Source organism: Candidatus Hydrogenedentota bacterium (genome assembly GCA_012730045.1).
In the GTDB taxonomy this organism is placed as follows: Bacteria; Hydrogenedentota; Hydrogenedentia; order Hydrogenedentales; family CAITNO01; genus JAAYBR01.
Window position 1 is genome coordinate 13,216 of record JAAYBR010000002.1, and the last position, 14,219, is coordinate 27,434.

11 protein-coding genes are annotated in these 14,219 nt (G+C 67.7%); 9 read left to right on the forward strand and 2 right to left on the reverse strand.

What is annotated here, in order from left to right:
- Window positions 1-190: 190 nt before the first annotated feature.
- Window positions 191-1,333, reverse strand: coding sequence for a hypothetical protein (locus GXY15_00325; protein ID NLV39662.1), 1,143 nt, complete (start codon window positions 1,331-1,333; stop codon window positions 191-193).
- A 257-nt stretch (window positions 1,334-1,590) separates the two neighbouring features.
- On the opposite strand from GXY15_00325, the gene GXY15_00330 reads away from it, so the two are divergent.
- The gene (locus tag GXY15_00330; GenBank protein ID NLV39663.1) at window positions 1,591-4,110 is read left to right on the forward strand and encodes a TolC family protein; all 2,520 of its coding nucleotides are present in this window, start codon (window positions 1,591-1,593) and stop codon (window positions 4,108-4,110) included.
- 73 nt (window positions 4,111-4,183) lie between these two features.
- On the opposite strand, the gene GXY15_00335 is transcribed toward GXY15_00330, so the two are convergent.
- The gene (locus GXY15_00335) at window positions 4,184-5,518 is read right to left on the reverse strand and encodes an MFS transporter (GenBank protein ID NLV39664.1); all 1,335 of its coding nucleotides are present in this window, start codon (window positions 5,516-5,518) and stop codon (window positions 4,184-4,186) included.
- Window positions 5,519-5,712: 194 nt separating this feature from the next.
- Between GXY15_00335 and GXY15_00340 the strand changes: the two genes are divergently transcribed.
- The 8 genes from GXY15_00340 (at window position 5,713) to GXY15_00375 (ending at window position 14,117) form a co-directional block, all read left to right on the forward strand.
- Window positions 5,713-7,029 (forward strand): MFS transporter, encoded by a 1,317-nt coding sequence (locus GXY15_00340; GenBank protein NLV39665.1) that lies wholly within the window; start codon window positions 5,713-5,715, stop codon window positions 7,027-7,029.
- Between the two features lie 481 nt (window positions 7,030-7,510).
- The gene (locus tag GXY15_00345; GenBank protein NLV39666.1) at window positions 7,511-8,653 is read left to right on the forward strand and encodes an MFS transporter; all 1,143 of its coding nucleotides are present in this window, start codon (window positions 7,511-7,513) and stop codon (window positions 8,651-8,653) included.
- Between the two features lie 121 nt (window positions 8,654-8,774).
- Window positions 8,775-9,098 (forward strand): hypothetical protein, encoded by a 324-nt coding sequence (locus GXY15_00350; GenBank protein NLV39667.1) that lies wholly within the window; start codon window positions 8,775-8,777, stop codon window positions 9,096-9,098.
- Window positions 9,079-9,594, forward strand: coding sequence for a hypothetical protein (locus tag GXY15_00355; protein NLV39668.1), 516 nt, complete (start codon window positions 9,079-9,081; stop codon window positions 9,592-9,594). The genes GXY15_00350 and GXY15_00355 overlap by 20 nt, the downstream gene beginning before the upstream one ends.
- An 81-nt stretch (window positions 9,595-9,675) precedes the next feature.
- On the forward strand, window positions 9,676-10,920 hold the full coding sequence (locus tag GXY15_00360; GenBank protein NLV39669.1) for a glycosyltransferase: 1,245 nt from the start codon (window positions 9,676-9,678) through the stop codon (window positions 10,918-10,920).
- 95 nt (window positions 10,921-11,015) lie between these two features.
- Window positions 11,016-11,663: an IMP cyclohydrolase gene (locus GXY15_00365; protein ID NLV39670.1), complete on the forward strand. Its 648-nt coding sequence runs from the start codon at window positions 11,016-11,018 to the stop codon at window positions 11,661-11,663.
- Between the two features lie 62 nt (window positions 11,664-11,725).
- On the forward strand, window positions 11,726-13,162 hold the full coding sequence (locus tag GXY15_00370; protein NLV39671.1) for an adenylosuccinate lyase: 1,437 nt from the start codon (window positions 11,726-11,728) through the stop codon (window positions 13,160-13,162).
- A gap of 22 nt (window positions 13,163-13,184) precedes the next feature.
- Entirely contained in the window at window positions 13,185-14,117 is a 933-nt protein-coding gene (locus GXY15_00375) for a diacylglycerol kinase family lipid kinase (protein ID NLV39672.1), read from the forward strand.
- The last annotated feature ends 102 nt before the right edge of the window (window positions 14,118-14,219 follow it).

Here is a 14,219-nt window from a genome sequence, read left to right on the forward strand (position 1 = left end):
GCAGGTCATCCGTGTGCGTATTCGCTTCAACCGGTTCATTGTCAAGAGTATACCGGTTTCCGGGTAAATTGGCAAGCTCCAAAGACCGTCATTTCGGGGCGAAACCCGCCGCCCGCCCGCGCGCGATCATCCGCGTGCCGGGAAGGGCAGGGAGGTTTCGACTATCTCATGAAAAGAGTTCAGGCATTCGTCACTCAGCGCCAGTGTTCTCGTCTTGGCCAATAGGACGCCCCTCGGACACGAACTCCCTAAAGATGGCCAATACCGATTCCTCATGGGAGAACTCAGGAAACTCCTCCGTTGGAACCCACTGTGCCACATCGTTAAGGATCAGCCTGAACCCCTCCATCTCCGAGAAGGCAGGAGGTGCCTCCCCGGGGACAATGCCCAAAGCCTCAACATACTCCTCCAAGTCTCCCTCCAACGCGCCCACGTGGCCCTTCAGGTCCGCATAGCGGGACAGGGCATGCCACTGTGAGTTGCTGAAGGGAAAGGCCTCATCCCCCCGCTCCTGGAGAACTCCCCACAGGAACTCATCCATGGCCTGCACCATGAACTGGTGCATGTAGGAAGGGACGATATGTGTGCCAGAGACACTCTCTTCTGGAAGAAGAAACGCGATGCGCTGTCTGTCCTCGTCTATCATTGGAATGAAGCGGCTTAATGCCCGCCCGGTGTCATCCCACTCTCCGACCAGAAGCGGCAGTGACAGTGCGAATCCCGGAAACACCGTTTCAGCCGGCGGTACCCCCTGGGAAACGAAGTGATCATGCCACTCCTCCAACTCCCGAAGGACGCGTTCGCACAATTCCTTTCTCTCGGCAGCAGAACACTGGCAACCGTACTCAAGCAGTGCCTGATAGCTTTGGTTGTCCTTCAGTATGCGCAGGAAACTAAACTCCGGCGTTGGAAACGAGGAGCCGATAAGCTTGTCGTAGGAAGGGGGGAGGGGCTCCTTCTGAAGGGCCCGAATCAAGGTGTCCGGCGTTTCTGCGGAGTTGTCTTCGGGCGGCTGAGAGACAGCGCCTTCTTCCGGCATGACCCAGGTGTTCTCCGGATATTCCGCAGTTTCAAAGGGGGCGGCGTTCGGGCGATGCAACGCCGGATCCGGGACAACCACGGCTACATCCGTTTCTGGATTTGCCTGGGAACTGGGGGGCTTTCGGGAGTCCATCTCTTGCAGCGCGTCCAACACTGTTGCCGACTCGATCTGCGTGGGGGCGGACGTGCCGGGACGCAGGATCAGCACGCAGATTACCGCGGCAAAAAGGAGCCCGAAAGCGGCCCAACTCCGCCCGGTCCCCCAAGCTGGCCTCCTTCTCTGCCTGTCCATTTCCTCTCCCTTCCTCGATTCTGACAACACAACGAAACGGTCCTCCAACGCCTGTGAATTATGCTCCCCACATGACAACGTGTCAACACCCCTTTGAGCATTGCCCCCCTGACGGGCAGGGTGGATGCGGTGGGGTGCATTCAACGGCGGCCGATTCCCCGTCTCAATGCCCCGAGAATCACCCGCTAATGCAAACGTTTGTTTGACTTTTTCCGTCCGGCCACGTATGATAAGGGCCTCATTCTGGAGATCAAGTCATGTCTGTTTTTTGCTGCTGGATTCTGGCGGGAGTGGCGCTTGTCGGCGCCGACCCCGTGCTCGGGGCGGAGCTGTCCGCCGCGACGCCCTCCCCTGTCGCGGTGGAGGACGCCGCGCCACTGGCCGGCGTGGTGCTGGAGCGGGGCCGGGAACGGACCGCGGAGGAGATCGCGGAGTCGTACAGGGGCTTCCTGACGCCGCGTCCGCCGAAGACCGTGGGGTTTGTGCTGGACGGCCCGCCCGCGGAGGGGGACCCGGTGGACCGCCACGCCGCGGAGATCATGGAGGTGGCGGGCAAGTCCTTTGACATCCGCTTTGTGCGCAAGGCGGCGGACCAGACGGTGGCGGGCGTGGACGCCGCGTTGCATGAGATGCTCGCGGACCCCGGGGTGGACCTGGTGATCACGACGGGGACGCTGGGGTCGTTCCGCGCGCTGCGCGCGGGCGCGCCGCCGAAGCCGGTGATCGCGGGCATGCTGACGGAGCCCGCCGCGGCGGGGCTCACGCTTTCGAAGGACGGCGGCAGCGGCGTGAAGAACCTGGCCTGCGCCTCCTTTGAGGGCGTGGTGCCGCGCGACCTGGCGCGTCTCCGCGAGCTGGCCCCCTTCACGCGCGTGGCGGTGCTGGTGGACGCGCGGCTGGCGGAGGCGGCCCCGGACTTGGGGGCCGACCTGTCCCGCCTGCTGGAAAGCATGGACCTTAAGGTGAGCGTGGTGCCCGTGGGAACGGACGCGGCGGCGGCGGTGGCGGCGATTCCGGCGGACGCCGAGGCGGTCTATTTCGCCCCGCTCCCGGGGCACACGCCGGAAGAGGTGGGGGCGCTGGCGCGCGGCGTGAACGAGCGCCGTCTGCCGTCCTTTTCGCTGAACGGCCCGGCGGACGTGCGGGCGGGGGTGCTGGCGACGCTCCAGACGGAGAACGAGACCCGCCGCATCGGCCGCCGCCTGGCCAACCACACCAACCGCATCCTTTCGGGCGAGGCCCCCGAGTCGCTCCCCGCGGCCATGACGGCGGCGGAGAATTTCCTGGTCAATCTGGAGACGGCGCGGACACTGGGGCTGACCCTGCCCTGGGAAACCCTGGTGCAGGCGGAAACGATCAACGACGAGCCGGCACAGGTGGACGCGCGGTTCTCGCTGGAGCAGGCCGTGCGCGCGGCGCTGGAGGCGAATCTGGACCTGGACGAGAAGGAGCGCCAGGTGCGCGCGGGGGCGCAGAACATCCCCGCGGCGCGGGCGAACCTGCTTCCGCAGGTGTCGGCGAACGGCACCTACGCGGCCATGGACGAGAAATTGTCCTCTGCGATGCAGCCGGAGCGCACGCTGACCGGCTCCATCAGGGTGGTCCAGCTGATCTACGACGAGATGGCCCACGCGAACGTGGAAATCCAGAAGCGCCTGCAGGCGGCGCTGGAGCAGGAGCAGGCCGGACTGGAGCTGGACGTGGCGAGGCTGGCGGCGGACGCCTACCTGAACGTCCTGCGCGCGAAGACCTATGAGGGCATCCAGAAGGGCAACCTGCGGCGCACCCTCGAAAACCGGCGGCTCGCCACGCTGCGCCGGGACGCCGGCATCGCCGGGCCGGCGGAGGGGTACCGCTGGGACGCCGAGGCGGCGCAAAACCGCACCGAGGTGGTGAAGGCGGGGAGCATGCGGCGCGCGGCGGAAATCCAGTTTAACCGCGTGCTCAACCGCGAGCAGGAGTCGCTGTTTGGCGTGGAGGAGGTGAACGTGGACGACGCGCTCCTGCTGTCCTGCGACGCGGATTTCGCCCCCCTGCTCGCCGACACGGCGCGCGCGGGGGAGGTGCGCGCCTTTCTGGTGCGCCTGGGGCTGGAGGAGGCGCCCGAACTGCGCCAGTTGGACGAGGCGGTGAAGGCGCAGGGCCGGCTCTACACGGCCACCCTCCGCAAATACTACCTGCCGACGGTGGGGCTCCAGTGGGAGACCAGGCACAAATTCGGCGCGTGGGGCGAAGGCACCCAGGGCGGTCTCCAGACGATGGTGGTGCCGGGCATGCCGGAATACTCGTGGACCGTCGGCGTGAACGCCTCCCTGCCGCTCTACGCGGGCGGCAAGCGGAAGGCCGAGCGCATCCAGGCCCGCGAGACGGTGGAGCAGCTCAAGCTCAAGCGAACCGCCGTGGCCCAGAAACTGGAGCAGCGCATCCGCACGGCGGCCCAGATGGCCGGGGCCTCCCGCATTAATATCGGCCAGGCCCGCGAGGCCGCCGAGGCCGCCCGCAAGGGGCTGGAGCTCGTGTCCGACGGCTACGGCCGCGGCGTGCTGAAGATCACCGACCTCGTGGACGCCCAGACCGCCGCGCTGGTCTCGGATCTGGCGGCGGCGGGCGCGGTCTACCAGCACCTGCTCGACATGATGGAACTGTACCGCGCGGTCGCGGTCATCCCCTTCCTGGAAACCCCGGAGAGCCGCGCGGGCATCGCCGCGGCGCTGGACGCGCATCTCGCCGAAAAGGGGCTCGCCCCGGGCGGGGCTCCCGCCGCCCCGAAGGAATGAGAAACCGCCCGCCGGAGTTCCGGCGGGCGGGCAGACTGGACCGGCGCGCGCCGCAGCCCGGCGCGCGGGGGAATCATTCAGGCAGCGGCTTTCCCTTCGTTTCGGGGCCGAAGGGGATGACCAGGAACCCCAGCACGAAGACCACCGACACGCCCAGCACCATCATGGGCAGGCCGTAGGACTTGACCATCCAGCCGGAGAAGAACAGCGCGCCGGCGGTGATGAACCGGGCGACGTTGTAGCAGAACCCGGTGCCCGTCGAGCGCAGGCGCGTGGGGAACAGCTCGGGGAAGTAGACCGCGAACCCGCCGAGCAGGAAGAGCAGCGCGTACCCCATCAGGAAGAAGAAGACCAGGCCGGTCGCAAAGGACGTGGTGAAGAAGAAGGTCGCGGGGATCACGGCAAGGCAAAGGGCGAAGGCGACGGCGAAGGCCCCGCGGCGGCCGAGCCGGTTGGCCAGCAGGGCGAAACCGAGGGCGCCGAAGAAGCCGCCCAGATTCTGCGCCATCCCCGCGTAGCTGATCTGCTTCTCCACGGTGGGCTTCAGCGCGTCCAGCCCGTCGGGGTTCAGCACGGACCGCAGCAGCTCGGGCGTCCACACGCTGATGCCCCAGAATCCGATGACGCCGATGGCGGCCAGGGCCACGCCCACCAGCGTGTTCCTGCGGATGGCGGGCTCGGTGAAGAGGGCCAGAATGTTTCCGGTCCCCTGCTTCTTCTCCTTGACCCGGGCGCGGGACTGCACCCACTGCTCCGGCTCATGGATGAAGAGGAAGATGATGAACACAAGAAGGGCGGGCACCGCCCCCACGGTGAAGAGGTACCGCCAGCCGTTGCCGGTGTTGAGGGCCGACCCCGGCATGGAGTACAGGTGGGCAAACCCCAGGTTCACCATGGCAGCGGAAACGTTGCCGAGGGCCGAGGTGGCCTGCACAATGCTCAGGGCCGTCGCGCGGGAGTGCGCCGGGAAGGTCTCCGCCACCAGCGACGCGCCCGCCGCGAACTCGCCGCCGATGCCCAGGCCGGTCAGGAAGCGGAAGAGCGCGAACTGCTCCCAGTTCTGCGACAGGCCGCTGAGGCCGGTGAACCCCGCGTACATCAGGATGGTGATGGCCATGGTCTTGGTGCGCCCAAGCCGGTCGCCCACCATGCCGAAGAACAGACCGCCCACCGCCCAGCCGATCATCATGGCGGCGGTGCAGATGTTCGTGTAGTAGGCGACGTCCTCCCTGGTCGCCGCCGCCCCCAGCAGCGAGGCCAGCGCGTGCTGCTTGGAGAACACGAACAGCCACTGGTCCATGGTGTCGAAAGACCAGCCGAGGCAGGCCACCCCGAGCACCAGATAGTGGTACCCCGTGAGTCCCGCGGTGAAGCCTTTCTTTTCGAGGGGGGGCAGTGTGTCGGTCATGGCGCGCCATCCTGCTTGGGTTGAGGTGACCGGACCCCGGGAAACGGGTCCGCCCCGCCTACGATACACGGCGGCCCGCGGGGGAGTCAACCGCGGGGCTTGCATTGCGGCGTGCCAACCTGTACTTTTAGCGGACGGTTCGGCCACGCCCCCCGGGCGCGGCCGGCCCAAACCGGCCAAGGAGAGTCCGCCTCATGGACCCAGACACTGGACGCCGTTCAGGGACCCGCAGGCCCATACGCCACCTGCGCTGGTGGATAGCCCTCGTGCTGTTCGCCATGTCCTTCAACAACTACATTGACCGGCAGACGCTCTCCGCCCTGTCGCCCTACCTGAAGGAGCAGTTCAACTGGACGAACGAGGACTACGCCCTCGTGGTGAACGCGTTCCAGGTCTCCTACACGGTGATGCAGATGGTGGCGGGGCGGCTGCTGGACGTGTTCGGCACGCGGGCCGGCGTCGGGTTCAGCGTGGTTTTCTACACCATCGTGAGCGCGTGCACGGCCCTGGCCGTGGGGGCGCGCAGTTTCAGCCTGGTGCGCTTCCTCCTGGGCGCGGGCGAGGCCGCGAACAACCCCGGCGGGTCCAAGGCCATCTCCGAGTGGTTCCCCGCGAAGGAGCGGGGCATTGCGGTGGCCATCTTCAACTGCGGCTGCGCCCTCGGCGCGGCGGCGGCCCCCTTCATCGCCGTGGCCGTGTACAAGTACACGGGCATGTGGCAGAGCGCCTTTCTCATGGCGGCCTTTATCGGCGTGCTCTGGCTCATCGCGTGGTGGGCCATCTACGACTCCCCCGCCACGCACCCGCGCCTGTCGCCGGAGGAGCGGGCGCTGCTGCCCCAGCCCGGCCCCGACGCCGGGCTGGACGGCGCGGAGGCCCCGAAAGTGGGCTGGGGGACGCTGCTGCGGTACAGGCAGACCTGGGGGCTCATGATCGGACGCTTTCTGCTCGACCCCTTCTGGTTCTTCGTCGCCTACTGGTTTTCCCTGTTTCTCAAGGAGAAGGGCTTTTCCCTCCAGCAGAGCGCGCTGGGGCTGTGGGCGCCCATGCTGAGCGCGGGCCTCGGCAACTTCGTCGCCGGGGGAATCTCCTCATGGCTGGTGTACCGGGGCTGGCAGCCCGGCGCCGCGCGGCGCGTCATCCTCATGACTGCGGGCCCCAGCATGGCCGTGGTCGCGCTGGCGCTGACCACGGACTCCTACGCGATGCTGCTGCTCATCTTCGCCTACGCCACCTTCGCCTACAACTGCTGCGGCACCATGTTCCTCACCCTGCCCACGGACGTGTTCGAGTCGCGGGCCGTCGGCACGGTCATGGGGCTGGCCGGGGCGAGCGCGGGCGTGGGCACCCTGATCACCACCTGGCTCATCGGCATGGTCTCCGAGCGCTGGTCCTTCACCCCCGTGGTGCTGGCGGCCTCCGTGATCCCCGCGCTGGCGGCGGTCGTCTTCGTCGCCATGGTGCGCCTGAAGAAGGGCCAGGGCGCGGACGGCATCCTCAGGGAGTTCTGACGGCCCCGCATCGCCAGATAAGAGACGGCCGTGGACGTGTTCGAGGGAAGGAACACCTTGGGATTTCGCGCTGAAAGCCTGGGCGCTGGGAAAGGGGCCGGTTTACCCGGAAGCGGTGGAGAATCTGGGGCCTTCCGACAAGAGGTTGCCGAGGCGGCCCGGGGCGGCCGCCTCGCAACGACCGCAAAGACGCACGTCATCGCGAAGGAGCGCAGCGGCTGTGGCGATCTCGCGCCCGCCACCGCTTCGATTCCCGCAGTGTCTTGCCCGGCGGGCAGGCACCGGCGGCAAAAGTTGCGTTTTGCCCGGCCGGATGCGCAAAATGCCAACAGCCCGCAAGTCTATGGCGGGTCCTCCGGGGTGTGCGCCCGTGGCAGCGCCGCCGGGGGGAGGTTCTCGCGCTGTCATGTTTGTGGTGACTTAAAACTGTCAACAGCCCGGACACGGGGGAGACCGGCCGGGCAGAGAAAGGAAGGAGACTATGTCCATCGCCGCATTAACCGCCTTTTCCGGGGTGTTCGCCCTGGGGGCCATCTTCGCCATCTTCGGCAGCGTCAAGCTGAAGCTCCAGGAGAAGCTCGGCATTGACGACGCGAAGGCCAGCCAGCTCATCTCCGCCATGATGTTCAGCTGCCTCGTGTTCTCCATCGTCATCGGCGCGGTCACCCCGGCCCTCGGGTTCAAGGTCGTCGGCCTCCTGGGCTTCGGCGCGGGCGCGGTCTGCGTGGTCCTGCTGGCCATGGCGCCGTCCTACGGCACCGCGATGCTCGCCTTCCTGGCCCTCGGATTCGCCGCCATGTGCGTGAACACCGTCGGCAACACCCTCGGGCCCATGGTCCTGTTCCCCGACAATCCGGCCAAGGCCAGCAACCTGATGAACGTGTTCTTCGGGCTGGGCTCGCTGCTGACCCCCCTCATCATCGGCAACCTGATGGGCAAGGTCGGCTACAAGGCCACGCTGGGCATCATCGCGGCCATGCTGGGCATTCCGGTCCTCTGGACGGTCATGGGCACGGATTTTCCGGCCATTGAGGGCGGGTTCAATTTCGGCCGGGCCGCCGGCTTTCTGATACACCCCGCCGTGCTGGCCGCCAGCGCCGCGCTTTTCTGCTACATCAGCCTGGAATCCACCCTCGGCGGATTCCTCACCACCTATCTGACCAACCACAAGGTGGACGGCACCAAGGCCAACAATCTGCTCGCGGGCTTCTGGGCCTGCCTCATGTTCGCCCGTCTGTTCACCGCAGTGGCGGTTCGCCCCGGATTCGTCCCGCACTACGTCCAGGTGCTCGCCCTGGTCGCCGCAGTCTCCATCATGATGATGGCCACCGCCAAGACCGCCGGCCCTGCCATCGTGGCCATGCTGGTCACCGGCTTCGCCATCGGCCCGATCTTCCCGACCATCGTCGGCGTGACCTTCGGCAAGACCGGCGCCAGCTCCGAGGTCTTCGGCCTGATCTTCGGCATCGGCCTGCTGGGCGGCATCGTCACCCCGCGGATCATGGGCGGCTTCTCCGCCGGCGGCAACATCCGCAAGGGCATGCAGGTCCTCGCCGGCCTCGCCGTCCTGCTCATCGTCATGTCCGCCGTCCTCAGCTACGCCATTCCGGATATGGTGAAGTGATCCCTCTTTGAGGCGCTTTTCGCGGCCCGGAGCCTCCCGGCTCCGGGCCGCGCTGTCATTGGACCGGGATGGACTTGTTCGGAGAGGCTGGGGCATAATTTGACCGGATCACCCAAGCGCCATGAAAACGCATCAGGAAATAGACAGGCGGAGTCTGGAGCTGGCCCGGGCCGTGGCGGTGCGGATAGACGCCGACCCCCGGCGCGGCGGACTCGACCTTGCCCGGGACAACTGCGCCCGGTGGCTGCGCCGGAGTCCGTCCGCCGCCGTGGAGGAGTGGCGGCGGATCCTGGAAGGGGGCTGGGAAACGGCGCGGCAGGCGCTTCTCGACGAGAGTGAAACCGGGGCGCGCCTTCGGCAAAGCAGTCCGTTCTGCGGCATCCTCTCCCCGAGGGAACGCTGGGAAATCTATCGGCGGTTCGAAGATGAACAGACAAGAACTTGAGCACCTCATCCGGGCGGCTGGAAGCATCACCTCCTGCCGGGACATCGTTGTGCTGGGCAGCCAGGCTATCCTTGCGGCCTTTCCCAACGCTCCCGAAGAGCTGCTGGTTTCCATGGAAGCCGATGTCTATCCGCTGGAGGCGCCGGAGTTGGCGGACCTGATTGATGGAAGCATCGGCGAAATCTCCCCTTTCCACAACACCTTTGGATACTATGCCCACGGAGTGGGGCCCGGGACCGCCGTCCTGCCTTCAGGCTGGAAGGAGCGTCTCGTGCGCGTGGAGGGGCCGGGCACTTCCGGTGTGGTGGGATGGTGCGTTTCCCCCCCGGATTTGGCCGTATCCAAGCTGATTGCCGGCCGGGACAAGGACATTGCCTTTGTCCGGTCCATGCTGCTGCACACCCTTGTGGAAGCCTCCACCCTCCGTGAGTTGGCCGGAGAACTCCCAGAAGACCAGGCCAGGCTCCTTCTGGCCAGGCTGCGCAGGGTCCTTTAGGGGGCGGGTGCGCGCCGCGCCGGATGGTGGACCAGGCAGAGACATGCCGCCGGCCGTCGCCGGACGCAGGAGACCACTGACATGGACATTCTGGCGGGCATCGGGGCGGGGGTGCTGGCGGCGGGCTGCGGATGCTGGATCTATGTGCTCCTGACGGCGGCGCACAACCTCCGCCGCATGCGGCGCGTCGAGACGGTTCCCTTGCCGGAGCGAGCCGGGTGGCCCCGGGTGTCGGTCGTGATTCCGGCCTGCAACGAGGGGGAGAGCCTGGGGGCCGCGCTGCGGGAGCACCTGCGGGGCACCTACCCGAACCTGGAGATCATCCTCGTCAACGACCGGTCCACCGACAACACGGGGGAGATTGCGGACGCCCTGGCGCGGAGTGACCCGCGGCTCCGCGTCGTGCACGTGCGAGAACTGCCGGAGGGCTGGCTCGGAAAGGTACACGCGCTGCACCGCGGGGTGCTGGAAAGCGCGGGCGAATGGCTGCTGTTCATGGACGCGGACGTGCATGTGGCGCCGGGCACCCTGGAGCGGGTGGTCGCGTGGTGCGAGACGCGCGGCCTGGACCAGGTGCTGCTGCTGCCGCGCCTGGAGGCGGCAAACCTGGGCATGGGCATGGTGAACGCCTTTCTGGTCCGCAGCGCGGCGGCCCTCATGCCGGTCTGGGCCGTGGAGCACCCGCGGCTGAAGGTGGCCGCCGGAGGGGGCGTTTTCTGCCTGCTGCGGCGGGAGGCCCTGGACCGGACGCCCGGCATGGCCCGGCTCAGGCTGGAGGTCATAGACGACGCCGCGCTGGCCTACCTGCTGAAGGCCTACGGCGCGCGCGGCACCGTGATAAACGGGTCGGGCGGCGTTTCGTTGTGCTGGTACCGCTCCCTCGGCGCCTTCACGCGCGGGCTGGAAAAGAACGGCTTCGCCGCCGCCCGGTACAACCTGCCCGCGCTGGCGGCCGCCTGCCTTTTCCTGATTCTGCTGGACTGGGCCCCCCTCCTCGCGCTGGCACAGCCGGCCGTGCCCTGGCTGCGGGCCGCGGGGGCGGCTGCCCTGACCGTGCAGGTGGGGGTGTCGGTGGTGGTGGCGCGGTGGACGCGCGGCCGCATCCTGCCCGCCCTGCTTTCCCCCCTCGCCGTCCTCGTGATGTCGTTTGCCCTGCTGCGCTCGGCCGCGCTGACCCTCCGGCGGGGGGAAATCGTCTGGCGCGGAACGGAATACCCGCTGTCCCTGCTGCGCGAGTTCATGCGCAACGGGAAAAACATGCCCCTGCCCCCGGAACCGGACGGGGCCCCCGCTGACGCCGCCGGACCGGAAGGCTCCCCCCGCTGACGGCGCCGCCGACCCATTCCGCCATGCGGGGGCGTTCGCGGTTCGGGTATACTACCGGTCCGCGCGCGGGGCGCGGACATCACAGGAGGATCCGCATGTACATCGGACGCATCGTGAGCGTGGCCCGGACCCTTGACGACCGCCTGTGCGCGGCGTACCGCGTTTCCAGCAGGTCGTTCCCCAACCGCACCGCCGTGGCGGGGGAGAACAAGGTGAGTATTGTGCCAAAGCCGGGGCACGAGATGGACGTGTACAAGAACCCCTACATCGCCTACAACTGCGTGCGCATCGTGCGCAACGGCGACGTGGCGGTGGTGACCAACGGCAGCCAGACCGACGGCATCGCGGAGAAGATTGACCAGGGCATGCCCCCGCGCGACGCCCTCGCGCTGGTCTCGCTGGCCCTGGACTTCGAGAAGGACAGCTACAACACGCCGCGCATCAGCGCCGTGGTGGACAAGAAGAGCAGCACGGGCTGGCTGGCCATCGTGCGCCACGACGGCCTGGAGGTGGAGCGCATCCCGCTGTACCCGGGCCGCCTGTGGTATGTGGCCACCTATGAGGAGAACACCATCACCGAGGCGCGGGGGGACGAGTTTCCCGCCGAGACCCCGGAGGACGCGTGTGACTTCCTGCTCGGCGGCGGCATTTTCGCGCAGCGCGACAACCCGGTGACGGCGGTGGCCGCCATGGCCGGGTACGAGGGCTATGAAATCTTCGTGAAGGACGCGCCGGCGGTCTGACCGCCCGTCCGGAACCTCTCCCGCGCGGCCCCGGAGCCCGCGCGACACGGGAAGGCCCATTCATGAAAAAGGACACGAGTGTCTATGTGAGCCCCCTGGTGGAGCGTTTCGCCACGGCGGAAATGGCCCGCCTCTGGAGCGCCGACCGCAAGTTTTCGACCTGGCGGCGCTGCTGGGTGGCCCTGGCGGAGGCGGAGCGCGAGCTGGGACTGAACATCACGGAGGAGCAGATCGCCGAGATGCGGGCGCACCTCGACGACATTGACTACGCGGCGGCCGAGGCCTACGAGCGCAAGACCCGCCACGATGTCATGGCCCACATTCACGCCTTCGGCGATGTGGCGCCCCTCGCGCGGCCCATCATCCACCTCGGCGCGACAAGCTGCTATGTGGGGGACAACACGGACCTGATCCTCATCCGTGAGGGGCTCGACCTGCTGCTGGCGAAGGCCGCCGCCGTGCTGGCGAAGCTGCGCGACTTCGCCCTCGCCCACAAAGACCTGCCCACCCTCGGCTACACGCACTTCCAGCCCGCCCAGGTGGTCACGGTCGGAAAGCGCGCCTGCCTCTGGGCGCAGGACCTCCTCCTCGACGTGCTGGAGATGGAGGCCGTCCGCGCCGGGCTCCGCTGCCGCGGCGTCAAGGGCACCACGGGCACCCAGGCGTCGTTCATGGCGCTCTTCGACAACGACGCGGAGAAGGTGCGGCGGCTCGACCGCCTCGTCGCCGGGAAGCTCGGCTTCGACAGCGCCTTCACCGTCACCGGCCAGACCTACACACGCAAGGTGGACACGCGGGTGCTGAACGCCCTCGCGGGGATCGGCGAGTCCGCCCACAAGTTCGGCACGGACATGCGCCTGCTCCAGAACATGAAGGAGGTCGAGGAGCCCTTCGAGTCCACGCAGGTGGGCAGCTCCGCCATGGCCTACAAGCGCAACCCCATGCGCTGCGAGCGCATCTGCGCGCTGTCGCGCTTCCTCATGGTCGGACCGCTCCACGGGGGGCTGACCACGGCGGTGCAGTGGTTCGAGCGCACGCTGGACGACTCCGCCATCCGCCGCCTGAGCCTGCCCGAGGCCTTCCTCGCCGCCGACGCCGTGTTGAACCTCTGGCTGAACGTCATGGAGAACCCGAAGGTCTACCCGAAGGTCATCGAGAAGCACCTGTGGGCCGAGCTGCCCTTCATGGCGACGGAGAACATCCTCATGGCCTGCGTGCGCCGGGGCGGCGACCGCCAGGAGCTGCACGAGGTGATCCGCCGCCACTCGCAGGCCGCGGGCGCCCGGGTGAAGGAGGAGGGCGCGGACAACGACCTGCTGGACCGGCTCGCCGCCGACCCGGCCATCGGCATGACGCGCGGCGAGATCAACGGGGTGCTGAACCTCCGCGAGTTCGTGGGCCGCGCGCCGGAGCAGGTGGTGGAGTTCCTGGAGGAGGAGGTCGCCCCGGTGGTCGCCCGCCACGGCGGGGGCGGGGTCGCGTCGGACGTGCGCGTGTGACGGAACCGCCGGGATAAACGGCATGGTCTGTGAGGAAAAAACCGCGTTTATCGTGAACCCCCACGCCGCGCAGGGTCGCACCCGGCACGGCTGGCCCGGCCTGCTCAAGAGCGTGGAGAAGCGCTTCTCCAACTTTGACGTCTTCGTGACCGAGCGGCCCTTCCACGCCGTCGAGCTGACGCAGAGGGCCCTGTGGAACGGCTACACCCGCATCGTCAGCGTCGGCGGCGACGGCACCCACTTCGAGGTGACCAACGGCTTCTTCGAGGGCGCGCGGGCCGTGAACCCCGACGCCGTGCTCTCCATCCTCCCCTACGGCACCGGGTCCGACCTCGCGCGGACCCTTGGCATCCCCACCGGCGCCCGCTCGCTGCCCCTGCTCGCCAGCGACCGCGTGGTCCGCGCCGACGTCGCCCGCATCACCTGCGCCGGCCTCGACGGCGGCGAGAACATGTGCTACTTCCTCAACACCAGCCGCATCGGCATCGGCGGCGAGGTTGTCTGGCAGGTGAACCACAACACCAAGGCATGGGGCGGCTTCGTCTCCTACTGCTGGGGCACCCTGCGCGCCCTCTTCGCCTACACCGACAAGCCCATGAAAATCACCATTGACGGCGAGACCCGGGAGCAGGTCGTCAAGGAGATCATCATCGCCAACGGCTGCTACGACGGCGGCGGCATGCACATTGCCCCGAACGCGAAGCTGGACGACGGCCTCTTCGACATCTACATCATCGGCCCGGTCACCCTGTTCGACGCCCTCGTCAGCCTGCCCCTCATCTACCGCGGCGGCCTCGAGTCCCGTCCGGACGTCGTCACCTTCCTCCGGGGCAAGTTCATCCAAGTCGAGTCCCCCGAGCAGGTCAAAATCAATACGGACGGCGAAGTCCCCGGCTACCTCCCCGCCGCCATCGAGCTCCTCCCCGGGGCCATCTCCGTCGTCACCGGCCGCTGACCGGACGCCGGGCATCCGTTTCCCCCCGCCGCGGCGGCCCGTCCCTTCCCGGCAAGTCCCTTCACCGGGCGCTTGTTTTCCCTTCCGGCGCGTGGTATTATT

Coding starts and splice junctions, on each gene's coding strand:
- GXY15_00325 (NLV39662.1), bottom strand. CDS start 1,333: ATGGACAGGCAGAGAAGGAGGCCAGCTTGGGGGACCGGGCGGAGTTGG.
- GXY15_00330 (NLV39663.1), top strand. CDS start 1,591: ATGTCTGTTTTTTGCTGCTGGATTCTGGCGGGAGTGGCGCTTGTCGGC.
- GXY15_00335 (NLV39664.1), bottom strand. CDS start 5,518: ATGACCGACACACTGCCCCCCCTCGAAAAGAAAGGCTTCACCGCGGGA.
- GXY15_00340 (NLV39665.1), top strand. CDS start 5,713: ATGGACCCAGACACTGGACGCCGTTCAGGGACCCGCAGGCCCATACGC.
- GXY15_00345 (NLV39666.1), top strand. CDS start 7,511: ATGTCCATCGCCGCATTAACCGCCTTTTCCGGGGTGTTCGCCCTGGGG.
- GXY15_00350 (NLV39667.1), top strand. CDS start 8,775: ATGAAAACGCATCAGGAAATAGACAGGCGGAGTCTGGAGCTGGCCCGG.
- GXY15_00355 (NLV39668.1), top strand. CDS start 9,079: ATGAACAGACAAGAACTTGAGCACCTCATCCGGGCGGCTGGAAGCATC.
- GXY15_00360 (NLV39669.1), top strand. CDS start 9,676: ATGGACATTCTGGCGGGCATCGGGGCGGGGGTGCTGGCGGCGGGCTGC.
- GXY15_00365 (NLV39670.1), top strand. CDS start 11,016: ATGTACATCGGACGCATCGTGAGCGTGGCCCGGACCCTTGACGACCGC.
- GXY15_00370 (NLV39671.1), top strand. CDS start 11,726: ATGAAAAAGGACACGAGTGTCTATGTGAGCCCCCTGGTGGAGCGTTTC.
- GXY15_00375 (NLV39672.1), top strand. CDS start 13,185: ATGGTCTGTGAGGAAAAAACCGCGTTTATCGTGAACCCCCACGCCGCG.